This window comes from Xanthomonas sp. CPBF 426 (genome assembly GCF_903989465.1).
Classification (GTDB): Bacteria; Pseudomonadota; Gammaproteobacteria; order Xanthomonadales; family Xanthomonadaceae; genus Xanthomonas; species Xanthomonas euroxanthea.
Genome location: NZ_LR861805.1, coordinates 3,559,672 through 3,584,152 on the forward strand (window position 1 = coordinate 3,559,672; position 24,481 = coordinate 3,584,152).

Annotated in this window: 14 protein-coding genes and 1 other RNA gene; 6 read left to right on the forward strand and 9 right to left on the reverse strand. The window is 66.9% G+C overall.

Features of this window, described 5'->3' with window-relative positions:
- Positions 1–164: 164 nt before the first annotated feature.
- The 5 genes from H7A87_RS15135 (at position 165) to H7A87_RS15155 (ending at position 4,630) form a co-directional block, all read left to right on the forward strand.
- Positions 165–440 (forward strand): hypothetical protein, encoded by a 276-nt coding sequence (locus H7A87_RS15135; RefSeq protein WP_104583668.1) that lies wholly within the window; start codon positions 165–167, stop codon positions 438–440.
- A 218-nt stretch (positions 441–658) separates the two neighbouring features.
- Positions 659–1,372 carry a fumarylacetoacetate hydrolase family protein gene (locus H7A87_RS15140; protein WP_119127564.1) on the forward strand — a complete coding sequence of 238 codons (714 nt, stop codon included), beginning with the start codon at positions 659–661 and terminating at the stop codon, positions 1,370–1,372.
- Positions 1,373–1,432: 60 nt separating this feature from the next.
- A complete protein-coding gene (gene mscL / locus H7A87_RS15145) occupies positions 1,433–1,864 on the forward strand; it encodes a large-conductance mechanosensitive channel protein MscL (RefSeq protein ID WP_024940317.1) in 432 nt (143 codons plus the stop codon).
- 110 nt (positions 1,865–1,974) lie between these two features.
- Positions 1,975–3,393 (forward strand): M20/M25/M40 family metallo-hydrolase, encoded by a 1,419-nt coding sequence (locus tag H7A87_RS15150; protein WP_115677277.1) that lies wholly within the window; start codon positions 1,975–1,977, stop codon positions 3,391–3,393.
- 184 nt (positions 3,394–3,577) lie between these two features.
- Positions 3,578–4,630, forward strand: a complete 1,053-nt coding sequence (locus H7A87_RS15155) for a LacI family DNA-binding transcriptional regulator (RefSeq protein ID WP_119127563.1) — start codon at positions 3,578–3,580, stop codon at positions 4,628–4,630.
- Between the two features lie 235 nt (positions 4,631–4,865).
- On the opposite strand, the gene H7A87_RS15160 is transcribed toward H7A87_RS15155, so the two are convergent.
- Positions 4,866–7,802, reverse strand: a complete 2,937-nt coding sequence (locus H7A87_RS15160; RefSeq protein WP_119127561.1) for a TonB-dependent receptor — start codon at positions 7,800–7,802, stop codon at positions 4,866–4,868.
- Positions 7,803–7,941: 139 nt separating this feature from the next.
- The gene (locus H7A87_RS15165) at positions 7,942–11,412 is read right to left on the reverse strand and encodes a LamG-like jellyroll fold domain-containing protein (RefSeq protein WP_119127560.1); all 3,471 of its coding nucleotides are present in this window, start codon (positions 11,410–11,412) and stop codon (positions 7,942–7,944) included.
- A gap of 219 nt (positions 11,413–11,631) precedes the next feature.
- Here H7A87_RS15165 and H7A87_RS15170 point away from each other — a divergent pair, with 219 nt between their 5' ends.
- Positions 11,632–13,596 carry a glycoside hydrolase family 97 protein gene (locus tag H7A87_RS15170; protein WP_119127558.1) on the forward strand — a complete coding sequence of 655 codons (1,965 nt, stop codon included), beginning with the start codon at positions 11,632–11,634 and terminating at the stop codon, positions 13,594–13,596.
- A 301-nt stretch (positions 13,597–13,897) separates the two neighbouring features.
- On the opposite strand, the gene H7A87_RS15175 is transcribed toward H7A87_RS15170, so the two are convergent.
- The 7 genes from H7A87_RS15175 to H7A87_RS15205 all read right to left on the reverse strand — a co-directional run bounded on the left by H7A87_RS15175 (position 13,898) and on the right by H7A87_RS15205 (position 24,433).
- Positions 13,898–15,412: a carboxylesterase family protein gene (locus tag H7A87_RS15175; protein ID WP_180496735.1), complete on the reverse strand. Its 1,515-nt coding sequence runs from the start codon at positions 15,410–15,412 to the stop codon at positions 13,898–13,900.
- Positions 15,409–16,320: a TrmH family RNA methyltransferase gene (locus H7A87_RS15180; RefSeq protein ID WP_119127555.1), complete on the reverse strand. Its 912-nt coding sequence runs from the start codon at positions 16,318–16,320 to the stop codon at positions 15,409–15,411. The genes H7A87_RS15175 and H7A87_RS15180 overlap by 4 nt, the downstream gene beginning before the upstream one ends.
- 322 nt (positions 16,321–16,642) lie before the next feature.
- Positions 16,643–17,185, reverse strand: a complete 543-nt coding sequence (locus H7A87_RS15185; RefSeq protein ID WP_119127554.1) for a GNAT family N-acetyltransferase — start codon at positions 17,183–17,185, stop codon at positions 16,643–16,645.
- 17 nt (positions 17,186–17,202) lie between these two features.
- A non-coding RNA gene (locus tag H7A87_RS15190) (sX9 sRNA) lies at positions 17,203–17,279 on the reverse strand.
- 117 nt (positions 17,280–17,396) lie between these two features.
- Positions 17,397–20,072, reverse strand: a complete 2,676-nt coding sequence (locus H7A87_RS15195) for a M1 family metallopeptidase (protein WP_119127552.1) — start codon at positions 20,070–20,072, stop codon at positions 17,397–17,399.
- 153 nt (positions 20,073–20,225) lie between these two features.
- Positions 20,226–23,351, reverse strand: a complete 3,126-nt coding sequence (locus tag H7A87_RS15200; protein ID WP_104583680.1) for an efflux RND transporter permease subunit — start codon at positions 23,349–23,351, stop codon at positions 20,226–20,228.
- Positions 23,348–24,433 carry an efflux RND transporter periplasmic adaptor subunit gene (locus H7A87_RS15205; protein ID WP_104583681.1) on the reverse strand — a complete coding sequence of 362 codons (1,086 nt, stop codon included), beginning with the start codon at positions 24,431–24,433 and terminating at the stop codon, positions 23,348–23,350. Before H7A87_RS15205 ends, H7A87_RS15200 begins: the two co-directional genes overlap by 4 nt.
- Between the last annotated feature and the right edge of the window lie 48 nt (positions 24,434–24,481).

Genomic DNA, 24,481 nt, shown 5'->3' on the forward strand with positions numbered 1-24,481 from the left:
CTGCGCTCACGAATGCGCATTCCTGCCGACCGGACGCCCCTGCATCTAGCCCACTGGATGTGATGGACTTAACAAAACAGGCCATTGTTTAACGAAGTTTTCACTCAATGACATGAAACCGCAACGATACTGCGGGCCTGTTTCCTGCCCGGCAGCCCACCGCCATGCCTGCACGTCTCTTCCAATTCGGCAACCTCCACCACCTGTTTGCCCCGCGCAAGCCACGTCACCCGCTGGTGCGCGTTGCCGCCGGCCTGGCCGGTCTGGTCATCCTTGCCGTGCTGATCTTCTTCAGCGTGTTCGTGGGCGCGGCGATGATCCTGGGCGGCATCGCCTGGAAGCTGCTGAGCAAGTCGAACCGTCGCGCGCCGCAACAGACACGCGTGGTCGAAGCCGAGTACCGCGTGGTGCGCAAGCCCGCACTGCCGTTGTCGCACTGAAGCACCACGCCACCGCCATCCGGCGCGGTGGGCATTGAATCCTGATATCACTGCGCGCATGGCCTGACCGGCATGCGTGCTTTTGCCTGCGCCGACGCAGACCGTGATCGCACGCACTGCCGGCCAGGCGGCGCGATGCACTCAACGCGCAGCACGGCGGTTCCGTCATGCACGGCCAAACGGCTAGACTCAGCTGCCCGTTCCCCAAGGATGCGTGCATGACCCACGATGTGATTCCCGCCGCCGACGTCCCGCGCATTCCGGTGGTTGGTGGCGGCAACTTTCCGGTGCACCGCATCTACTGCGTCGGCCGCAACTTCGCCGATCACGCGCGCGAGATGGGTGCCACTGCGCCTGCGTCCAAGGCCGAGCGTGGCCAGCCGACCTTTTTCATGAAGCCTGCCGATGCAATCGTGGTCGGCCATGGCGACCACATTCCGTACCCACCCGGCACCAAAGAACTGCACCACGAAGTGGAGCTGGTGGTGGCGCTGGGCAGCGATGCGCCGGCCGGCGAGTTGCCGGTGGATCAGGCAGAGGCGCTGATCTATGGCTACGGCGTGGGCCTGGACCTGACCCGACGCGATCTGCAGGCCGCCGCCAAGGCCAAGGGCCTGCCGTGGGACATCGCCAAGGGCTTCGATCACTCCGCGCCGATCAGCGAGCTGGTACATGCCGGCGAAGTGGGTGCGCTGGAGGCCTTGAACCTGTCGCTGGAGGTCAACGGCCAGGTGCGTCAGCAGTCGTTGCTGGACCAGATGATCTGGAACGTGCCGGAAATCCTGCATGAGCTCTCCAAACTCTATGCGTTGCGCGCGGGCGATCTGATCTTCATGGGCACGCCGGCCGGTGTCGGCCCGCTGCTGCCGGGCGATCAGTTCAGTGCACGCCTGGAAAACGTCGCCGAGCGCCACGGCATCATCGCGGGCTGACACGCCGCCCGCTACGATCACGCCGCGGCAGTTGGTCCGCGACCGCATCTGGAGTGCGCTATGGGAATGGTCAGCGAATTCAAGCAATTCGCGATGCGTGGCAATGTCATCGACCTGGCGGTCGGTGTGGTTATCGGTGCAGCGTTCGGCAAGATCGTCACCGCGCTGGTGGAAAAGATCATCATGCCGCCGATCGGCTGGGCCATCGGCAACGTGGATTTCTCACGCCTGGCCTGGGTGCTCAAGCCTGCCGGCGTCGACGCCACCGGCAAGGAAATTCCGGCGGTGGCCATCGGCTACGGCGATTTCATCAACACCGTCGTGCAGTTCGTGATCATCGCCTTCGCGATCTTCATGGTGGTCAAGTTGATCAACCGCCTGACCCACCGCAAGCCGGACGCCCCCAAGGGCCCGAGCGAAGAAGTGCTGTTGCTGCGCGAGATCCGCGATTCGTTGAAGAACGACACGCTGAAGACACCAGGCGTGCCGTAAGCGGGCACATCCATTGCGCAACGTCGCGCAGGAGGATGACCTTTCGCACGCAGACGGGGGACCTCGCGCTGATAAGCTCGGGGTCCCCCTTGTCGTTGGAGCCGCCCTGCATGCGTCGCCTCGCTGTTGCCATCTCTGCCCTACTCGCTTGCGCACCCGCGCTCGCCGCACAGACCACCATCGCCGATAGCGCACTGCGCACCGCCGCGCAGCTGCGCGAGCAGGCCTTGGCCGACGACACCGGCTTTGCGGTGGTGGAATCGTTGACCACCGAAGTGGGCCCGCGCATTGCCGGTGGCGAGGCCGATCCGCGCGCGGTGGCCTGGGCCAAGGCCAAGTTCCAGTCACTGGGCTTCGACAAGGTGTGGACCGAGCCGGTGCGCTTTCCCAAGTGGCAGCGGCGCAGCGAACAGGCCGCGGTGATCGGCGCGCATGCGCAGCCCCTGCACATCACCGCCCTGGGCGGCAGCCCGGGTGGCACCGTCGAGGGCGAGGTGGTGCGCTTCGACAACCTGGCCGCACTGCAGGCCGCACCGGCCGGCTCGCTGGCCGGCAAGATCGCATTCGTCGATTACCAGATGACCAAGGCGCGCGACGGCAAGGATTACGGCAATGGCGGCGCGGTGCGCAGCAAGGGCCCGTCGGAGGCGATCCGCAAGGGCGCGATCGGCTTCGTGATGCGCTCGGCCGGCACCGACTCGCACCGTGTGCCGCATACCGGCATCACCCGCTTCGACGAAGGCCTGACTCCGGTACCGGCAGCGGCGTTGTCGGTGCCCGATGCCAACCAGCTCGCGCGCCTGGCCGCGCTGGGCAGCACGCGTGTGCGGCTGGCACTGGATTGCGGCTGGGATGGCACGGCGACTTCGTACAACGTGATCGGCGAAATCACCGGACGCAGCAAGCCCAAGGAAGTGGTGGTGATCGGCGGGCACCTGGATTCCTGGGATCTGGGCACCGGCGCGATCGACGATGGCGCCGGCGTGGCGATCACCATGGCCGCGGGCCACCTGATCGGCCAACTCAAGCAGGCGCCCAAGCGCACGATTCGCGTGGTGGCCTTCGCCAACGAGGAGCAGGGCCTGTACGGCGGCAAGGCGTATGCGGCCGCGCACGGCAAGGATGCCAAGGACATGGCGCTGCACCAGATCGGCGCAGAGAGCGACTTCGGTGCCGGGCGCATCTATGCGTTCAACACCGGCTCGGCGGCACCGGAAGACTCGCGCGCCGCGACCAAACAGATTGCCGAGGTGCTCGCGCCGTTGGGCATCGCGTATGTGCCGGACAAGGGCGGCCCCGGCCCGGATGTCGGGCCGATTTCCGCCAAGGGCGGCGCATGGGCATGGCTGGCGCAGGACGGCACCGACTACTTCGACCTGCACCACACCGCCGACGACACCCTGGACAAGATCGACCCCAAGGCGCTGGCGCAGAACGTGGCGGCCTACACGGTATTTGCATACCTGGCGGCCGAGGCCGATGGCGATTTCGGCAGTCGCGCGAAAAGCGTGCAACCGCCGAGCGAGTAACTGCGACGGAAGACGTCGCAGGTGTCTTTGGTGAGGGCGAGCGGCACGGATGACGCGCATGCTGCCCGTTGCCTGTGCCGATACCTCCATCGACAGCGGGTGCCAGCGGCCAGGCACTCGCGGTTGCTGCAGGCCTCGCGCTACCTGCTGCCCCTTCGCTTCCACTCCAGGACGAGCACACACAATGGCGGCCAAGCGCCAACGCAGTGCCAACAACGCAGCAACCTTGCTGGATGTCGCCAAGCACGCCGGGGTCTCGCCGATGACGGCCTCGCGCGTCATCAACCGTCACCCGCATGTCGGCGAGGACATGCGCGTGCGCGTGGAAGCCTCGGTGCAGGCATTGGGGTACCGGCCCAATCTGGCAGGCCGTTCGTTGCGCACCAGCGGCCTGTTGCGCATCGGCGTGCTGTACAGCAATCCCAGCGCGGCCTACCTCAATCAATTCATGCTCGGCCTGCTCGAGCAAAGCAGCCTCAATGGCAGCCAGGTGCTGGTGGAAAAATGCGGTGCCATCCGCAGCCAGCGTGCCGCCACCGAACGCTTGCTGGCAGCCGGCGTGGACGGCGTGATCCTGCCGCCCCCGTTATGCGATTCGCGCCAGACCATCGCCGAACTCGATGCACGCGGCATCCCGGTCGTGGCGGTGGCGAGCGGCGCACCGATGGCGCAGATCAGCTCGGTGCGCATCGACGATTACCAGGCCGCGCGCGCCATCGTCGACCACCTGGTTGAACTGGGCCATCGCCGCATCGCATTGATCAAGGGCGACCCCAAGCACACGCCAAGCGCGTTGCGTGCCAATGGCTATCTCGACAGCCTGCAGGCCGCTGGCCTGCCCGTGGCCGAGGAATTGATGGCAGAGGGTCTGTTCACCTATCGCTCCGGCCTGCTCGCCGCGCGCAGCCTGCTCGCGCAGGCGCAACCGCCCACCGCCATCTTCTGCAGCAACGACGATATGGCGGCTGCGGCCGTTGCGGTCGCGCACGGCCTGGGCTTGCGCGTACCCGAAGATGTCTCGGTCGCCGGCTTCGACGACACCCCGGTGGCCACCACCATCTGGCCCGAACTCACCACCGTGCATCAACCGGTCACTGCGATGGGCCGCGCCGCGGTGTCGTTGCTGGCCGATGCGATCCGCCAGCGACGCAAGGGCCAAACCGCAGCGGGCGTGCACCAGGTGATGAAGTACACCGTGGTCAAGCGCGGCTCGACGGCCGGGCCGCCGGCGCGGTAAGTGCTGCATCGATCGGCATCGTGTAACGCCTGCGCCATCACACACAAAAAACGGCCACATCGCTTCCCGACGATGCGGCCGAATGGGAGGGTGCCTGACGTTGCCGTCAGGCGTACTGCAGCGCCGCAATCAACGGCGACGGGAAGAAAGCGCAATGACCGCTTGGGGAGTGACAACAGCGAAACATGTGCGACACGGCGTGGGGGTGCGCCATGTCGCACAACGCACAGCCGGATCAGAAGCGCAGACGCAGGCCGGCGTAGTAACGACGCTCGAAGATGTTCTGGTCGTAGTAGTGGTTGGTCCACTGCGCGTAGCGCCGCTCGCTTTCGCCGGTCAGGTTGGTCGCCTGGGCGTACAGGGTCAGGTGGTCGTTGACGTCGTAGCTGAAGGACGCATCGAGATAGCCGACGTCGTCGTTCCAGATCGCCAGCTCGTCGCCCCACGCACCGCTGTTGACCTGGCTGAAACGCTTGCTGCGCCAGTTGTAGGCTACGCGTGCCTGCAACTTGTCCTTCTGGTACCACAGCACCGCGTTGGCCTGGTGCTTGGAATTGTCGCCGATCGGCAACGTATTGCCTTGGATATCGGTGTTGTCGGTGTCGGCATCGGAGAAGGTGTAGTTGATGTTGGTACCGAAGCCACTCAACCAGCCGGGCAGGAAGTCGAAGGCCTGTTGATAGCCGACTTCAAAGCCCTTGATCTTGCCGCCGCCGCCATTGACGATGCGCTCCACCGGGCCACCCAGCCGCGCCACGCCATCGGCGTCGGGCAACAATTCGATGTTGGTCACCGTGGTGGGGAACGACTTCACGTCGATCAGGAACGCACCCACGCTGACCAGCGACGCGTCGGAGAAATACCATTCCCACGAGGCGTTGTAGTTGGTGGCGCGATACGGATCGAGATCCGGGTTACCGGAGCGGCCATTGAGGAACAGCACCGCATCCGAGGGCAACGCAGGATTGCGCGGCGGCGTGCCATTGACCGCGTAGAAGCTCACCAGCCCGCGCCCGAGATCGGGCAGGTCCTGGCGCGCCACCGCCTTGTTGTAGGCAAAGCGCAGCTTCTGCGCGTCGGTGATGTCCAGCGACAGGTTGGCGGTGGGCAGCACGTCGGTGTACTGACGGTTCAGGCGATTGGTGCCGATCGCCGGGCTGACACCGTTCCATTCAACGTTGCCGATGAACACGTTGCCGCTGCTCAGGTACTGGTCGATCGCCAGCTTGGTCTGCACGATGCGCGCGCCGATGTTGGCCGTCCACGGCACCGCGCTGCCGGTGCCGCCTTCCAGGTTTGCCAGGAAGTACGCCGCGGTGCTCTTTTCGGTGACCTTGTAGGAATCGGCGGCCTGCTGGTAGGCCACGTTGCCCGGGTACAGGCTGTTGAGGTAGCCCACCGGGTCCTTCATGACCTGCGGGTTGATCGCCGGCAGGCCCTGGCTGCCCAGGCCGGTGACCCTGAGCGGATCGAAGTCGTTGAAGTAGGCCCAGTAACCGGGGATCGAATTGAACGGCAGCAGGCGCGCTTCGGAGACGCCGCTGCAGGTGTCCACGATCAGCGGATCCTTGAAGTAGTACAGCGAGCGGTTCGGATCGGCACAGCTGGTCGACACCGGCGACAGGTAGCGATAGGTGTCCAGCTTGACCTCGCGCTCACCGTAACGGATGCCGAACTGGAAGCCGCGCACCACACCCTCGTCGAACTCGAAGGTGCCATCGGCGCGGAACGCGTCCATCGTCGCTTCGATCTTGTTGCCCTGCGCCCAGGTCGACATCAGCTGCCAGTTGTCCGGGTTGGACACATCGGTGCCGAGGTTGACCGCCGGATAGGTGCCACGGAAATCCACCGAGGCATCCACCGTCGGCAGGCCATTGGCGTTGGCCCATTGCGTCACCCCGCCGGCGCGGGTGATCTGGTCGCCACGCGTCACCACCGCATCGGCACGCGCTTCGTCGTAGGTGCGCTGCGCATCGCCATGCACCCAGCGGAACGAGGCACGGAAGGGGCCACCATCGTCGAAGCGCAGTTCCAGATTGGTGTTGAGCGCGTCCGAGTCGGCAACGCCGGCCATCGAGTGGGCCTGGAAGCGGTTGTAGCGGAACTGGCCGTATTCCAGCACGCCATTGGAATCGACCACCGATCCGGGCTGCAACTGGTTGGTGGCCCAACCGGTGTGCAGCTGCGCGGCGACCGAGGTGTCCTGGTCTTCGAGCTTGGTGTAGGCCGCATCGGCCAGCACCGTCCACGAATCGTTGATGTTGAACTGGAACGAGCCGTTGATGCCGGTGCGCTGGCGGTCGGTGCTGCGGTTGTCCAGCTCGGTGGCGACCCAGTTGTAGAAGTAGTCGCGCGGCAGGTTGGACGGATCGGTATTGCTGCCGATGCGCCCGTCGCCGTTGAAATCGAAGCCCACGTTCTGCTCGGTGGATTTCTGCGCGCCATTGGAATACACGCTGGGATGCTTGTTTTCCAGCGTGGCATCGGAGTACGACACCGCCAGCAACGCGCCCCAACGCTCGGTGCGGAAACTGGCCAGGCCCGAGTACAGCTCGTTGAGTTCCTGCACGCGGTCGCCGTAGGAGCCTTCGGCCTGGCCGCTGAAGGTCCAGCCTTCGGGCAGGTCGAACGGGCGCCGTGTCTTGAGCGAGACCGTACCGCTGATGCCACCATCCAGGTCCGCGGCGGTCGGCGATTTGATCACGTCCACGCCGCTGAACAGCGTCGGCGGGATGTCGACGAAATCCGGCTGCGCGCGGCCGATGTTCGGTTGGCCGTACTGGTCGCCGCCACCGGCGCTCAGGTACAACTCGCCGTTCATGGTGGTCTGCACCTGCGGCATGCCGCGGATATTGAGCTGCGAGCCCTCGCCGGCCGAACGCCGGATCTGCACGCCGGGCACGCGTTGCAGCGAATCGGTGATGGTGACATCGGGCAATTTGCCGATGTCCTCTGCAGAGATCGAGTCGATGATTTGCGCGGCGGTGCGCTTGTTCTCGATGGCCTCGGCCTGCGCGCCGCGCACGCCCTTGACCATGACCTTGTCCAGGTCGGTGACCCCGGCGGCAGCGCTGGCGTCCTGTGCGTTTGCGCTGCCGGCCAGCAGGGTGAGTGCAGCCGCCAGTGCGGCGACCAATGGGGTGTGGCGGGTGTTCGCATGCAGCTTGTTCATGGTCCCCTCCCAGGGATGACGACAATCCACGACCGTTTCGAATGGCATTGCAGCAACGGCAATGCGGTATTGGCTGACGCGCGATCGGCGCATCAGTGCGACCGCCGTGCGGACACGGCGTGGCAACCTGTCGGCGCCGCTACGGAAGCCCGCTGGCGACGCCTGTTGATGGTTCGACATTCCAGCCGCGCACCTGCAGCGTGGCATTGCGCAGGCTCGCCGCGGACGGGCCGCGAATCTCGACCTCGCGCTGCTCGCCCGGCACCAGGCTGAGGTAGTTGTCGCTGTAGTACGCCGGCAGGATGCGTTGGCCCTGCGCGTCCACCAGGGTCAGCTTGGTGTTGAGCGCAACCTGCTGCGAAGCATTGCGCACGGTGGCGCGCAGCACCGGCTCGGCACCCTCCTGCAGTTGCGTGCTGAGCTGCACCGGCACTGCCGCCAGCGCATCCAGGCCACGCATGGCTGCCGCATCGCGCGCCACCCAGTAGAAATTGCGCGAACGCACGACCGCATCGCGATCGAGCAATTGCAGCCGCACAAAGCCCAGCCCGTTGGTGTCCTTGAGCAACGGCGCCAGTTGCAGCACCGGTGCCGAGACCGCAACGGGCGCGGCGTCCACGGCCTGTTCGCGCTGCTGCAGCAATGCGCCATCGCTGCTGTAGACCTCTGCACGCACGCGCAGGCCGCGCACCGGGTCGCTGGCATTGTTGACCACCACCACGTCGTGGCCGGGCAGGTTCATCTGCACATGCAGCATCTCTGCCGCATTGCGCACACCGTAATAGGCCGCATGGGTGTCGTAGTCGTGGCTGTAGATCTGCCACATGTTGCTGGGCCAGGCCGGATGGCTCATCCACAGCAGGCGCCCGCTGTTCTTGGTCCACAGCTGCGCGTTGAAGCCTTCGAAGATGGCGCGATGGGTGTCGTAGTTGAGCAATTGCGCCTTGCGCTCAAAATCTTCCAGGCTGGTGGGCGCACCAAGCTTGTCGGTGAGCGAACGCATGAAGCTGGCGGTGTCGCCGTTACCGGACTGGTGCCAGTCGTGATAGGCCCAGGCATCGCTGATCGGCCACTGGTCCTGCGCCGCCGGGACGGAGGCCTTGAACGACTCCAGGGTGGAGAACGACGGCGTGCCCACTTCCACCGAAAAGCCCTGTGCCAAGGCGTTGAAGTACCCCACCGGCTCCCGGTAGTTGTACGGGCCGCTGCCCTGCAGATTGACCTGGTTGGAACTGCCGGTGTACCAGCGCGTGCCATCGAGCTCGGCCACCAGCGCATCCAGGCCTTCGTTGAGGATGGGTGCGGGCACGCCTTCGTTGCGGCCGAACCACAACACGATGGACGGATGGTTGCGGAAGCGCTTGATCACCTCGGCGGCATTGTCCAGGAACAGCGCCGCATCGGCCGGCTCCATGTTGTAGTTCTGGGTGGACTGCCAGAAGTCGTTGAGCACCAGCATGCCGTATTCGTCGGCCAGCTCGAAGAAGCTGGCTTCGGTGTTCTGCCCCACCCAGTTGCGCACCACATTGAAATGCGCATCGCGCTGCAGGCGGAAGTACGGCTCCAGCCGCTCGCGCGAGACGCGCTTGCGCCAGTCGTCCATGCCCCAGTTGCCGCCCTTGACGGCAATGCGTACGCCATTGATGCGGATGGCCAGGTAAGGTGCCAGCGCATCGTCACTCAGCGGCGTGACCGCCGGCGATGCCTGCGCGCCGGGATAGAACGATTGCGCATCGCCTCCGGGCACGGGGCGGATCGCACTGTGGCGGGCATCGACAATGCGTTCACCACGCTGACGTGCCTTGTTGAAATCAACCAGCACGCGGCGCAGCGCGCCGTCCTGGTCAAACAGCGACAGTTCGTAACCAACTTCGCGAATACCAAAGCGCAGCTGCTGCGTATCCGACGGTGTACCGGCCACCTCGACGCTGGCCTGCAGGGTATACAACGCAGGCTCGCCATAACCGTTGGGCCACCACAGGCGCGGATTGGCGATGACCAGCTGCGGCGTATCGGCGGCGCTGAGCGTGAGCGTGGTACCACCGGCCGGCACGTTGACCTGCCGCTGGATGCGCACATCGCCGATGGCCAGTTGCAGGGTGCCCTGCACCGCCGCGGCACTGTCGTTGCGCAATGGCACGCTGATTTCAAGCTCGGCACGCCGGTGATCCGGGGCCAGCCGCGTCGTCACCACCCGGGTGTCGCCAAGCGCCAGCGGCCCGGTGGCGTGCAACTGCACGTCCTGCCACAGCCCGGCATTGCGATCGCGTACCGCCGGAATCCAGTCCCAGCCTTCGCTGGCGATGAAGGTCGGCCCATCCAGCGCCTGCACACCGCCATTCTCGCCCACGCCTGCGGTCATCGATTGCTCGTGCGCGATGCCAGGATGCGGCGGCGGCGAGACACGCACTGCGATGATGTTGCGGCCAGCCTTGAGCTGCTTGCTGACATCGAAGCGCCCGCGTGCGAACGCACCGCGCGTACGCCCGACCCGCGTACCGTTGACCCAGACCTCGCCCGCATAGTTGATGCCGTTGAACAGCAGTTCCAGCCGCTTGCCCTGGGCTGCAGCAGGCAGATCGAATCGGCTGCGGTACCACCAGTCCTGCCGGCTCAGCAATTCGGGAATGGCCATGTTGTTGAGACCGATATCCGGATCCGGATACACGCCCCGATCGACCAGCGTGGTGAGCACCGTGCCCGGCACGGTGGCCGCGTGCCAGGCCGCGGCACCGCCGCTGTCATCACCGCGCGACAGGCTGGCGCCCGTGGCCTGCCCCAGCTCCGGCGCAGCAGCCAGTTCCCACGCACCGACCCGCCATGCCGCCGCATCCAGCGGCTGCAACGCGGGCGTCGGTTGTACCGGCTTGGCGACCGGCGCAGAGAAGGCTGCCGCACTGCGCGGCAGCGTTGCCGGCGGCTGCGGTGCGACCTGGCCAGCCATCTGCCTGACCTGGACCTGCCAGGCCGGCGAGGCGTCTTCGAAACGCTGCAAGGCCTGATCCGGCGCCCTGGCCGCAAGCTGCGCGATGGCCGGCGCCTCCAGTGCAGCGGCGTGCGCGAGGAAACCGGCAATCTCGCCACCGAAGTGCTGCGTATAGGCGGCGGGCTGCTCGCGCGGACCAAACATCAGCACGGGCGCGACCGCGCTCTGGCGTACCGCACCGCTGGCGACCTGACGGCCATTGGCGTACAGCGTCAACCGCCCCGCTTTCGCCACCGCAGCCACCTGCGTCCAGGTCCCCGCAGGCAGCGCCTGCTTGCTGCGCAACACCGTATCTGCGCCCTGCACGAAGGCGAGCCTGCCGTTGTCGATTGCGAAGTAACGCCCGGCCGATTTCGCATCGCCCAGACCGGCGATCAATGCCGGGCCTGCATTCGCGCGCGAGGGACGCACCCAGCCGGACACGCTCCAGTCTGCGTCGGCAGCCAGCAACGGCGCATCGGCGGCAAGCTTCTTGGACAACCCCATCCCGCCCGCCAGTACGCGGACATCGTAGGGACCGGTCGATCGCACATCGACGGGCGCAGCCTCCACTGCAGCCCAAGCCATGCAACCACATACCACCCACAGCGCTCCACGGCGGAACGCCTTGCGAACCATCAGCATTAGAGGCCTCTCCCAAGCTCTACTGCCAAGCAACGGTACACATCGCGACAACGCAACTGCCAAAACGACGCGTAGCCGCTTTGCCATTGCCTCTGCCGTGATGCCGCCCGTGGCTGCCGCCCCTGTTTCAGCGGCCATGGTGCGAGGTAACGTTACCCCAGCTGGATATCGACGACAACCGTTCTGCGTTAGGGTTGGCGCTCCCAGGAGGAGGGACTCATGCGAAACCTGATCCAGTCCGCAGTACCGGCGGCGTGCGCGTTGCTGTATTCGATCGCGTTGCCTGCATCCGCGCAGCGCCTGCAGGTGCAATCGCCCGACGCACGTACGCAGGTGGAATTCACGCTACGCGAGGGCGGCGTGCCGAGCTATCGCGTGCTGTATCGCAACAAAGTTGTGCTCGACGACGCGCCGCTCGGGCTGGACCTGGGCCGGGCCAACACCCTCGGCAAGGCGATGACGCTGCAGGGCAGCACGACCGAAACGCATGACAGCCGATTCGAATTGCCCGTGGGCAAGACACGTCAGGCGCGCGATCACTATCGTCAATTGCGCGTGCAGTTGTCAGACCCCAAACAGCGACGCCTGACGGTGGAATTGCGTGCCTACGACGACGGCGTTGCGCTGCGTTATGTGCTGCCCGACGCCGGTGAGGTGCGGATTCGCAACGAACTCACCGGCTTTGCATTCCCCAGCGATTACGCATGCTGGACCTTGAACCTGGGGCGCTTTGGAACAAGCCACGAGGGCGAATACGATGCGATCGCCGCATCCAGATTGCGCCCGCACAATCTGCTCGAGTTGCCGCTGGTCTGCCAGACCGATGCCGGCGGCACCACGCTGGCGATTGCCGAGGCAAACCTGCGCGACTATGCCGGCCTGTATCTCACCGGCCGCGAGGACGGCAGCCTGGGCGTAGCGGCGAAATTATCGCCACGCCTGGACGACCCCACGCTGGCGGTCAGCGTCGATGCCAAAGGCCAGGATTTCGCCACGCCATGGCGGGTGATCATGCTCGGCGACAGCCCGGCCAGCCTGATCGAGTCCACCCTGATTTCCGCGCTGAACCCGCCGCCTGCCTTCGATGCGAGCTGGGTGCGCGCGGGCAAATCGGCATGGGACTGGTGGTCCGGCGGGCTGGCCGGCGGCGTGGCGCAGCCGGGCATGAATACCGCCACGATCGAGCGCTATATCGATCACGCGCAGCAATTGAAGCTGCAGTACATGCTGATCGACGACGGCTGGTATGTCGGCAGCACCGGCGATGGCCAGTACAACGTCGATGCCGATATCCGCCGGCCGGTGGAGCAGCTCGACCTGCCGGGCCTGGTGGCTTACGCACGGCAGCGCGATGTCGGGCTGTGGCTATGGGCGCATTGGCGCGCGCTCGATGCGCACATGGACGAGGCACTCGCCTGGTATCAGCAGCTCGGCATCAAGGGTATCAAGGTCGACTTCATGGACCGCGACGACCAGCAGATGGTGGACTTCTACCATCGCCTGCTAGCCAAGGCTGCCGAACACAAACTGCTGGTGGACCTGCATGGCGCCTATCACCCGACCGGCCTGACCCGCACCTACCCCAATTACCTCACGCAGGAAGGCGTGCTCGGCGCCGAGTACAACAAGTGGACCACGCGCATCACCGCGACCCACAACCTCACGCTGCCGTTTACGCGCATGTTGCTCGGCCCGATGGATTACACCCCGGGCGGCTTCCGCAATGTGCGCCCGGCCGAATTCAGGATGCAGCACATCGCGCCGCAGGTGATGACCACCCGCGCGCAGCAACTGGCGATGTATGTGGTCTACGAAAGCCCATTTGCGGTGGTCGCCGACAGCCCGGAGCAGTACGAAAACGTGCCGGCCGCGCAGTTCCTGCGCGATGTGCCGGCAAGCTGGGATGAGACACGCGCACTCGACGGCGCCATCGGCGAGCACATTGCACTGGCGCGGCGCAGCGGCAAGGACTGGTACGTAGGTGCGATGACCAACGAGCAGGCGCGCATGCTGACGTTGCCGTTGACGTTCCTGGGCAAGGGCCGCTGGACCGCCACCATCTACGCCGATGGCCAGGCCCCGACGGACGTACGCATCGACACGCGCCAGCTCACCTCCACCGACAGCCTGCAGCTGCCATTGGCTGCAAACGGCGGGGCTGCCGTGCGACTGCAGAAAAAGTAAGAACAGCCATGCTGATCGCCCCAAGGCAGGCGGATGCCACCCGGTCGCGGCGTCGGTGAGGCATGGTTACTCCATCCCGTGCAGCGGCTGTCGTCGGTGAGCGTGGCGCAGCCGTGCTGCCATACGTTGGCGATGGCCGGTTACGGGTATCCGTATGCATTGACTCCGGCGTCACCCGCACCGGCCTGTCGGCGGAAATGCGCAACGGCGGTTTCTACTTCTGCGGTCCGGGCAGCGCACGTTGAGCTGAGTTGAGTTGGCTTGAGTCGATCGCGCGTACCGCTTCGGTACGCGCGATCGATTACGGCAGGTCCACGCCTGCGCACACGTCCGGGCGCGCGTCCTTGAGCGCGTGCACGCCACTGGCGTCGAACTGCAACGCCGCATGCCCGGGTGCGAACGCAGGCCAGGCCGGCAAGCCCGTGGCATTCGGATTGCCACGCTGCACGAACGCGGCCCAATAGCGTTGCAGGCTCACCGGCGGCTGGCCGATCGGCAGGTCCTTGAACAGGAACGGCAGCTCGGCGCTGTGCGTGACCTGCCCGCCCGGTGCGGCGGTATCGAACACGTAATGCCACACCGGCACGCCGAGTGCGGCCTGATGCTGGGCAACGGTCACCGCCGGGCAACGGAAGGTCAGGTCGGTGGACAGCTGCATCGCCGCATCGCCCTGACGCGCCGCACGCTGCGCCGCATGCGTGCGCTGCGCCTGCAGCACCGCATCGGCCTGCGCCGGATAGTCGCGCCGCAGCCGCGCCTGCGCGCCCTGTTTGCCACCGTATTCCAGCTCCTGCACCACGTAGCCGATCAACAGCGGCACCCTGGCCTGTGCGCCCTCCGCCAGCAACGCGGCCGGCGCACGTGGCAGCACGCGTCCATCGACGACCGCCTGCAGCCAGATGTAGCCATCGTCATCCAGTGCCGGCACGTCGACGCCCTGCCCGGCCTTGATCACCTGCTCCACCGGCAACGCACGCAACTGTGCCAGGCGTGTCGCAGCATCCTCGATGCCTGCGCGCCTGGCGATCTCCACGCCCAGCGCGCGATTGTCCTCCAGCGAACGTGCCGGCAATCCGAACCCGGCAGTGCCGCTCTGCTCGATCGCCGCCGAGAACAGGCCACGTGCCAGCGGGCTGAGCATCAGTAAGCCCACGTCCTGGCCGCCGGCCGACTGCCCGGCGATGGTGACCCGCGCAGGATCGCCACCGAATTGCGCGATGTTGTCGCGCACCCACTGCAGTGCGGCGATCTGATCGAGCAGGGCGTAGTTGCCGGCGGCTTGGTTATCGCCATCGCGCAGTTCCGGCAGCGACAGGAAGCCGAGCGCGCCGAGCCGGTACTGCAGCGTCACCACCAGCATGCCCTGCGCGACCAGGTTGGTCGGCAGGTGGCCGTCGGCGCCGCCGGCCACATTGGCGCCGCCGTGAATCCACACGAACACCGGCAGCGGCTTGGCCGGCTGCAGCGTTGGCGTCTGCACCTCGACGTAGAGACAGTCTTCGCTGCCGCGCCTGGCCATCGCATTGTTCCAGCCCAGCGCCGGTTGCACGCATGGGGTGGCGGCCTGGGTGGCATCGCGCACCTCCGACCAGGCCGCCGCCGGTTGCGGCGGCTGCCAGCGCAATGCGCCCAATGGCGGGGCGGCAAACGGAATCGCGCGAAACACCGCACTGCCGTCGTCCTGCCATTGCCCGCGCACCACACCGTGATCGGTACGCACCTGTGGCGGCGTGGCAGGCGTGGACGCGGCGGCGGCGTGAGCGCCGGCGCTCGCTGCGCAGGCGGTGGCAAGCAGCCAGGCAGACAGGCGCATCACGGCGTTCCGCCCATCGCACGGGCACGCCAGGCGGCCTGGAACACCGCGGTGGCCGAGGCCACGTTGAGGCTTTCGACCTTGCCGCTGCCGCGGATCGACAACTGCAGGTCGCAATCGCGCGCGAACTGACGGTCCATGCCCTCGCTCTCCGCGCCCATCACATACACCAGCCGCTGCGGCAGCGCAGCGGCGAACACGTCCTGGCCGCCTTCCACCAGCGTGGCGGCCACCGCAAAACCGGCCTGACGCAGCTGCGCCATCGCCGTTGCCGTCTCGGGCAGCTGCACCAGCGGCACCGCCTCGGCGCCACCTTCGGCCACGCGCGCGGCTGCACCGGACAGCCCCAGCGTGGCGCCGGCAGGCAGCAACAGGCCGGCCACCCCGAAGTGCGCGGACGAGCGCAAAATCGCGCCGAAGTTGTGCGGGTTGCCCACGCCATCCAGCCACAGTGCCAGCACCGGCCCGGCCGGCAATGCAGCCAGCCAGTCCTGCAACGGCTGCGGGGCGACGCGCAGCACATCGGCCACCACGCCTTCGTGGTGCGTGCTGGCGGCGAGCTTGCTGAGATCGGCCTCCTCGACCACGCGGTAGCCGATGCGCTGGGACACGCACCAGGCCAGCAAGGCCTTAAACTGCGGAATGCGCGCCTGGCTCAGATACAGCTTGCGCACCGCCTCCGGGCGCGCCTTGAACACCGCCTGCACGGCGTTGATGCCGTACAGCCGCAGCTCGCGCGCATTGCTACCGGACGACGCAGTGACGGCAGGCGTGTCGGCCGCTGCTGCCTGCTGTGCCGGCGGGCGGCCTGCAGGTGTGCGCGGCGCGGCGCGGCCCCAGGGATTGTGCGCGGCACCGGAGCTGCCGCCATCGCGCGGCGGTCGTGCGCCCCGTCCATCATGCTGTGTCATCGTCGTATCCAAGGTTCGTGTTGCTTGCCGGGTCTGCAGGCACCGTATCGCCCTTCCACCACCCAGCGGTGTTGGTCATCTGCACGCCGATGCAGCCGGCGGTGCAAACGCATGGCGACGATGGTAAGCCACTGGCATAGCCAGCCGTACACGCGGCAGCGGAAGCATGGCGTTCGAGGCCCCGCAAGGCGCGAGGCAGGGTGACCTCGACGCCGTGCAGAACACGCCCGGGATCGGCACCACTGTCGGTGATGGATCTGCGCGAATCAGCAGCGCGCAGACCCGCTCGGCCGATGCGTTCGCCGTGGCACGCAGACGCGGCTCACACCAGCGCGGCCGGCCGCCCCACCCGCGCGAACACGCGCAAATCGTGCAATCCATCCGGCTTCATGATCGCGCAGCGGCTGACGCCTTCTTCGACAAAGCCGTTGCGCAGCAGCACCCTGGCCGATGCCGGATTGGTGTCGAGCACGGTGGCCTGGACGCGATGTAGCGGCAGGGCCTGCATCGCCCAGGCCACATAAGTGGCCACGATGCGCGTCATCCAGCCACGGCCCCAGTACGCGCTGCCGATCCAGTAGCCCAGCTCGGCCGAAAAGCGCCGCTCGCCCTGCCCTGGACGCAGCGCGATCGTGCCGCAGGCCTGGCCGTCGATCTCGATGGCCAGCACCGGGTGTTGCAGATCGACCACGCGTCCGGCCAGGAACGCCTCGCCGTCGGCGCGCGTATACGGATGCGGAAACCGATCACTCAATCCGCGCGGCACCAAGGGGTCGTTGGCGTGCAGCAACAAGGCGCCCAGGTCGTCCTGGCGCCAGCGGCGCAGCACGAAGCCCTCTCCGTGCAGCATCAATGATTCGTCCATCGCTTCGTCCCTGGAGTGGCTGACAAAACGTAACGGGCAGTCGCCAGGTGGATACGGAAGGCGCGCCCGGAACCGGAGTGTACGCGTGGCACATGCCGATTCCAGGCACCGGCTGCGCGCCTGACGATGAGCGCAGTCGTTTCGTTTTCCGCTCCGGATCGCGCAGCATCGACACCGTCGATACTGCGCACCCCGGCCGCAAGCCGGCGACTCAGCGCCTGGCGGTCTGCGCCTGCTTGAGCGCGGCGCACAGGCGGATGGTCTCGCCGGTCTGGGCCATGCCACGGTCGGCACCGCTGAGCGTGGCCAGGCGCGGTTTGAAGAACGCATCCAGGCGGTCGGCTTCTTCCACGCTGCAGCCACCGGACGCGCCCAGCGCCGGCAACCCGCCGCCATCGAACGAGCCGCTGCGCTGCACGATGCGGTCGAAGTTGGCGGTGAACCACGGCCACATCGAATCGTGCGAGGTCTGGTAACTGTGGCCGCGCGTCAGCAGGCTCTTCATCTCGCCCACCTTGATCGCATCGGTCAGCGCGAAATCACGCACCTGGGTGAGTAGCGCCGGGTCCTGCACCGCGCCCAGGGCGGCGATCATGGCGTTGCGCTGCGCCGGGTCGGCGTGCGTGCGCAGCGCATCGATCAGGCTCTGTACCGCCGGTGCGCCGCGCTCCTGCGCGGTCACTGCCAGCGCGGTACCGAGCAGATCCGGATTGGCCTTGGAGAAGTCCAGTGCGCCGTTGCCGCCAGCCAGTACCGCATCGCCCTGCGCGAGCAGTGCCTGGCGCACCTCCGCGTTCTGCAGGCGCAGCGCGAACAGGCCGGCCAACGCCGAACGCAAGCTGGTGTCGTCGATCGATTCACCGCTACGCCGCGTGTAACCCAGCTGGCGCAGACGCGGCAGATAGGCCTGTTCGGCCACCTTGCGCAATGCGCCGCGCTGGGCCTCGCTGGTGGCCTGGTAGCGCCAGATCCACACGAAGCGGTTCAGCAGCGCGGTGGACACATCGGCCGACGCGGACGGCGCCAATTGCTTGAGCGCTGCCAGCACCGCGTCGCTGTCGGCATCGCCATGGCGGTAGGCCGCATCGATCGCATCGGCATAGGCCAGCTGTTCGTTGTCGTCGAGCTGGCCGACCTGCTTGCCCAGTGCGGCCAGCTGCTTCTTGGGCAGGCTGAAGCGGTAATAGCCGGCGCCACGCGCATTCGGGAACACCCAGGTGTTCTTGCCGGCGCCGTCCAGCACGATGCTGCCGCTGGCGCCGTCGAGCATCTGGCAGGCGGTACCGACCTGGTCCTTGCCCTTGCCGTACTTGATGCACACCGGCACGCCCCATTGCTGCGCGGCCGCGCCGGTGGAGCCCAGCGGCAGGTAGCGTTGCTGCTGCAGCCTGACCACGGTCTTGCCGCCTTCGCTGGCGAGCTGGGTCTGCAGATACGGCACGCCCGGCTGATTGAGGAAGCTGCGGAATGCGGCCTTGAACTCTTCGCCCTTGCCGGCGGCGGCGGCGATCGCATCGACCAGATCGTCGGCGGTGGCGTTGCCGAATTTATGCTTGGCGATGTAGGCGCGCATGCCTTCGCGGAACACATCTTCGCCGACGAAGGCTTCGAACATCGCCAGCACCGCCGCACCCTTCTGGTAGGTGATGCCGTCGAAGGCGGTTTCGATATCGCCGTTGCCGGTGATCGGCTGGCGGATCTTGCGCGCGCTGACCAGGCTGTCGTTGTCCATCGCATGCTGGGCGCCGGCGATGCGGTCCAGATTGGCGCGGTATTCCGGGTGCAGCTGCATGGTGATCTTCTGCTGCATCCAGGTGGCGAACGCCTCGTTCAACCACAGGTCGTCCCACCATTCCATGGTGACGGCGTCGCCGGTCCACTGGTGGGCCAGCTCATGGGCATTGGTGTTGAAGGAGCGCTGCACGTTCTCTGCCGGCGAGTCCTTGTCCAGCAGCAGCAGCCAGTCGCGGAAGGTGACAAACCCGGGGTTTTCCATCGCACCGGCGCTGAAGTCCGGGGCGGCGACCAGATCGAGCTTGTCGAACGGATACCCGAAGGCATAGTAGTCCTCCAGCGCGGCGATGATCGCCGGGGTCTGGTCCAGCGCCGAGGTGATGCGCGGACCCTGGCCCTTGGCGGCAATGCCGCGCAACGGGGTCGGATTGGGGCGCTGCGGGGTGGCCGGCATGGCCGGCACGTCCACCACGTCCCACGGGCCGGCGGCGTAGGCGACCAGGTAGGTCGGCAGCGGCACGGTCGGGGCGAAGCTCACCGTCTTCCAGCCTTTGCCGGCCGGCTTGGTCGAGGTGGCGATGGTGTTGGCCAGCGCCTGGTCGTCGGTGGGCACGGTCAGGCTGAGGTCGAACGGGGTCTTGAACGCCGGCTCGTCGAAACCGGGGAACGCATAGCGCGCGCTGATCGGCTCCATCTGCGTCATCGCATAGGCCTGGCCCTGGTACTTCACCTGATACAGGCCCTGCAGCTGCTGGTTGAGCGGCGCGCTGTAGACGATGTCCACGGTAAGCGTCTGCGGCTGCAGCGTGCGGCCGAAATCCAGGCGCACCACGCCGGTCTGCGCATCGGCTTGCACGTAACGTGCGGTCAGCGCCTTGCCCTTGGCCGGCTGGACCGTGGCCTTGCTGACCTTCAACTCCTTGCCGTGCAGCCAGAGATGGTCGGAGGCCTGCTTGAGCTGCACGCGGATGCTGGTGCGGCCGCTGAACTCGGCTTGGTCCGGGTCGATCTTGAACGCCAGGCTGTAGCGCTCGGGCACCGCCCAGGTCGGCAGGCGGCCATTGGGGACCGGCTCGCCGGAGGACTGCGCCAGCACGGTGCCGCAGCACAGCGCAAGGAGAGAGGGAGCAAGCAGGCAGGCAAGACGACGCATTGGCGATTCCGATCAGGATAACCGCAGGAGTCGACCATAGCCGGGCATGACTGTCATGTGACCTTAGTCATTGCGCAACGACGCGGCGGCTGCGCAGACACCCACACGGCAGGCACGGGCATGGCACTGCGGCCCGTCAGCAGCCTGCCGTGCTCAGGCGTGCCCGCCTACAGACGGCGTCTGCGCCTCCAGGGTTTCCAGCTCGCGCGCCACCGCTTCGGGCGACTTGGTGAATGGCGCGATCAGGCTGTAGAACGCCGGCACCACGTACAGCGACAGCAACGTGGACAGCGACACGCCGAAGATCACCACCACGCCGATCGTGGCGCGGCTGGCCGAGCCAGGCCCGCCGGCCACCACCAGCGGAATCGCGCCGACCACGGTGGCGATCGAGGTCATCAGGATCGGACGCAGGCGCACCGATGCCGATTCCACGATCGCCGCGTGCACGCTGCGGCCTTCGTCGCGCAACTGATTGGCGAATTCCACGATCAGGATGCCGTTCTTGGCCGCCAGGCCCACCAGCATCACGATGCCGATCTGGCTGAACAGGTTGAGCGTGCCGCCGGTGAGCCACAGGCCGACCAGCGCGCCGAGCACCGCCAGCGGCACGGTGAGCATGATCACCAGCGGATGGGCGAAGCTCTCGAACTGCGCGGCCAGCACCAGGTACACCACCAGCAGGGCCATGCCGAAGGTCAGCAATACCGCGCTGCCGGATTGCTGGTACTCGCGCGATTCGCCCTTCCAGTCCACCTGCGCATACTCGGGCAGTTCCTCGCGCGCGGCCTGCTGCGCCCAGGCAATCGCCTCGCCGAGCGGGTAGCCCGGCGCCAGGCCGGCACTGATGGTGATCGCACGCAGGCGGTTGAAGCGATTGAGGGTACCGGCCTCGGCCACTTCGCTGAGCGTGACCAGGTTGGACAGCGGAATCAGCTCGCCACGCGTGGAGCGCACGCGGATGGCGGTGAGGTCTTCCGGCGCCATGCGGCCCTCGCGCCCGGCCTGCAGCATCACGTCGTACTCCTCGCCGTTGTCCACGAACGTGGTGACGCGGCGCGAGCCCATCATCGCTTCCAGCGCGCCACCGATCGCGGTCACCGGCACGCCCAGGTCGGCTGCACGCAGGCGGTCGATGTTCACGCGCATCTGCGGGCGGGTTTCCTTGTAGTCCGAGTCCGGGCCGACCAAGCCGGGATTGGCTTCCATGCGCTGCAGGATGCGGTCGCGCCACTGCGCGATCTCCGCATAATCCGGCCCGCCCAGCACCAGCTGGAACGGCTGCCCGCGGCTGCGCACCAGGCCGCCGCTGACCTGCGTGCGTGCGCGCACGCCGCTGAGCACATTGAGTTTCTGCTGCAGTTCGTCGGCCACTTCGGTGGTCGGGCGCGTGCGTTTTTCCCAGTCCTGCAGGAACACGCTGACCCGGCCGGTGTGCATCTCCTCGCTGCTGCCAAAGCCGCCGGGCACGCGCGGATTGGCGCGCACGATCGGCTTGTCCGGCCCCACGTAGGGGCCGAGGATCGCCTCGACCTGATGCATCTGCCCCACGGTGTAATCGAAGCCCGCGCCCTCGGGCCCGTCGATCATGATCTGGAAGTTGCCGCGATCCTCGGCCGGTGCCAGCTCGGAAGGAATCCTCCCCATCAACCACGCGCTGGCCCCCAGCGCCAACAGCATCAGCAGCGCGAAGATCCAGGTGCGATGCACATGCCGCTCCAGCGAGCGCCCGTACGCGCCGGACACCGCCTGCATGCGGCCATCGAACCAGCGATGGAAGCGATTGGGTTTGGCCTGCCCATGCGAGCGCAACAGCTTGGACGACATCATCGGCGTCAGCGTCAGCGCCACGAAGGCCGAGATCGCCACCGCCGCTGCCAATGCCACCGCCAGCTCGCGGAACAGGCGCCCGGTATTGCCTTCCAGAAAGCCCACCGGCAGGAACACCGCCACCAGCACCGCGGTGGTGGCAATCACCGCGAAGGCAACCTGCCCGGTACCGCGCCTGGCGGCCACCAGCGGCGGCTCGCCCAGGTCGATGCGGCGCTGGATGTTTTCCACCACCACGATCGCATCGTCCACCACCAGGCCGATACACAGCACCAGCGCGAGCAAGGTCAGCAGGTTGATCGAAAAATCGAACGCGTACAGCGCGATGAACGCGGCGATCAGACACACCGGCACCGTCACCGCCGGAATCAGCGCCGCACGTGCGCTGCCGAGGAACACCCAGATCACCACCAGCACCAGCACCACCGCTTCGATCAGCGTGTGGTACACGCGCTCCACCGCCGCGTCGATAAACGTCGTGGTGTCGAAGGCGACAAAGATGTTGGTGCCCTGCGGCAGCGACTTCTGTACCTCGTCGGCCTGCGCGCGTGCCTCGCGTGCAACGTCCAGCGCGTTGGCGGTGGAGTTGCGCACGATGCCCAGGCCCACATTGGGCACGCCGTTGCTCTGGAAGTAGGCGCGGCGCTCGGCCGAGGTCAGCTCCACCCTGGCCACGTCGCCCAGGCGCACCACATAGCCGCCCTCGCCCTTGCCGAGCGGCAGCTTGGCAAAGTCCTCGGGCTTGAGATAACTGCGCTCCACGCGCAGGGTGAAATCGCGCTGCGCCGATTCGATGCTGCCGGCCGGCAGCTCCACGTTCTCGTTCTGCAGCGCCGCTTCCACATCGGCCACGGTGAGTTCGCGCGCGGCCAGTTGATCGCGGTCCAGCCAGATCCGCATCGCATAGCGCTGGCGCCCGCCGATACGCACCTGCGCCACGCCGTCCAGGCTGGAGAAACGGTCCACTACGTAGCGCTCGGCGTAGTCGGACAGCTGCAGCGTGTCCATCGTGCTGGAGCTCATGTTGAGCCACAGGATGGGGTCGGCGTCGGCCTCGACCTTGGAAATCTCCGGCGGGCGCGCCTGGTCGGGCATGCGATCGGAGACGCGGCTGACCGCATCGCGCACGTCGTTGGCGGCCGCTTCCACATCGCGCGACTGCACGAATTCGATACTGATGTCGGACGAGCCATTGCGGCTGCGCGCCTCGATGGTCTCGATGCCTTCGATGCCGGCCAGCGCGTCTTCCAGCACCTGGGTGATGCGGCTTTCCACCACCGCCGCCGACGCGCCGGTGTATTCCACATCCACCGACACGATCGGCGGGTCGATCGCCGGCAACTCGCGCAAGGTGAGCCGGGTGAAGGACATCACCCCCAGCACGATCAGCAGCAGGCTCATCACCACCGCCATCACCGGGCGGGTAATGGACAGGTCGGAGAGCTTCATCGGGCTGCCTGCGGGCGCGCCGCTGCCGGTGTCGATGCGGGCACGGGTGCGGCCTGGTCGACCACCTTCAGCCCCGGACGCAGCTTGCCGGTGCCGTCCACCACGATGCGCTCACCGGCCTTGACCCCGTCGAGAATTTCCACCTTGCCGTCGCGGCGCTCGCCCAGGCGCACGTCGGCGCGCTCCACGCTGCTGTCGGGCTTGACCCGGAACACGTAGGACTCGCGCCCCACCTGCACCACCGCGATCTCCGGGATCACCACCGCCTGCCGCGCCGGCTGGAACAGCCGCACATCCAGCAACATGCCCGGGCGCAGCCGGCGATCGCCGTTGGGGAAATCCGCCCGCACCGTCACCGAACGGGTGGTCTCGTCGATACGCGAATCGATCGCCGCCACCACGCCTTCGAACTGCTCGCCCGGGTACGCCGCCGCGGTGCCGTTGACGGTATTGCCGAGCTGCACCAGCCCGAACTGCGATTCCGGTACCTGGAAGTCCACGTACATGCGCGCCACATCGTCCAGCGTGGCGATCACCGTGCTGGAGGTGATCAACGAGCCCGGGCTGATCTGGCGGATGCCGAGCACGCCGGAGAACGGCGCACGCACCTCGCGGTCGGTGATCTCCGCGCGCATCTGCTGCACGCGCGCCTGCGCGGCATCGCGCAGCGCGCGTTGCGTATCGACAGTGGACTTGGCCACCAGCTGCTGGCCAACCAGGCTCAACTGGCGCCGGTACAGCTGGTCGGTTTCCTCGAAGGTGGCCTGGGCCGCGGTCAGCGCCGCCTGCTGCGAGTTGCCGCGCAGCCGCAGCAGCAGCTGCCCGGCCTTGACCTCGTCGCCACTGTCGAAGTTGACCTGCTCCACCACATCGCTCACTGCGGCGGTCAGCGCCACCGATTCGCGCGCACGCACGGTGGCGATCGACTGCACGGTCGAGTTCCAGGGCTGGGTGGTCACCGCCTGCACAGAGACCGGGATGGGTTTGGCGGCGGCCGGCGCGGCGGCCTGACGGCTGCAACCGGCCAGCGTGACGGCCAACAAGAGCGCTGCGCCGAAACGCGCGCTGGGTCGAACAAGCATCAGAACATCCTGGCGGGGTACGTCGAAAGTTTAACGACCTAGCCGCCA

Bases quoted from the DNA above. Each gene is read 5' to 3' on its own strand.
- H7A87_RS15165 (WP_119127560.1), bottom strand. From the start codon at position 11,412: ATGCTGATGGTTCGCAAGGCGTTCCGCCGTGGAGCGCTGTGGGTGGTA.
- H7A87_RS15170 (WP_119127558.1), top strand. From the start codon at position 11,632: ATGCGAAACCTGATCCAGTCCGCAGTACCGGCGGCGTGCGCGTTGCTG.
- mscL (WP_024940317.1), top strand. From the start codon at position 1,433: ATGGGAATGGTCAGCGAATTCAAGCAATTCGCGATGCGTGGCAATGTC.
- H7A87_RS15140 (WP_119127564.1), top strand. From the start codon at position 659: ATGACCCACGATGTGATTCCCGCCGCCGACGTCCCGCGCATTCCGGTG.
- H7A87_RS15160 (WP_119127561.1), bottom strand. From the start codon at position 7,802: ATGAACAAGCTGCATGCGAACACCCGCCACACCCCATTGGTCGCCGCA.
- H7A87_RS15200 (WP_104583680.1), bottom strand. From the start codon at position 23,351: ATGAAGCTCTCCGACCTGTCCATTACCCGCCCGGTGATGGCGGTGGTG.
- H7A87_RS15195 (WP_119127552.1), bottom strand. From the start codon at position 20,072: ATGCGTCGTCTTGCCTGCCTGCTTGCTCCCTCTCTCCTTGCGCTGTGC.
- H7A87_RS15155 (WP_119127563.1), top strand. From the start codon at position 3,578: ATGGCGGCCAAGCGCCAACGCAGTGCCAACAACGCAGCAACCTTGCTG.
- H7A87_RS15135 (WP_104583668.1), top strand. From the start codon at position 165: ATGCCTGCACGTCTCTTCCAATTCGGCAACCTCCACCACCTGTTTGCC.
- H7A87_RS15150 (WP_115677277.1), top strand. From the start codon at position 1,975: ATGCGTCGCCTCGCTGTTGCCATCTCTGCCCTACTCGCTTGCGCACCC.
- H7A87_RS15185 (WP_119127554.1), bottom strand. From the start codon at position 17,185: ATGGACGAATCATTGATGCTGCACGGAGAGGGCTTCGTGCTGCGCCGC.
- H7A87_RS15180 (WP_119127555.1), bottom strand. From the start codon at position 16,320: ATGACACAGCATGATGGACGGGGCGCACGACCGCCGCGCGATGGCGGC.
- H7A87_RS15205 (WP_104583681.1), bottom strand. From the start codon at position 24,433: ATGCTTGTTCGACCCAGCGCGCGTTTCGGCGCAGCGCTCTTGTTGGCC.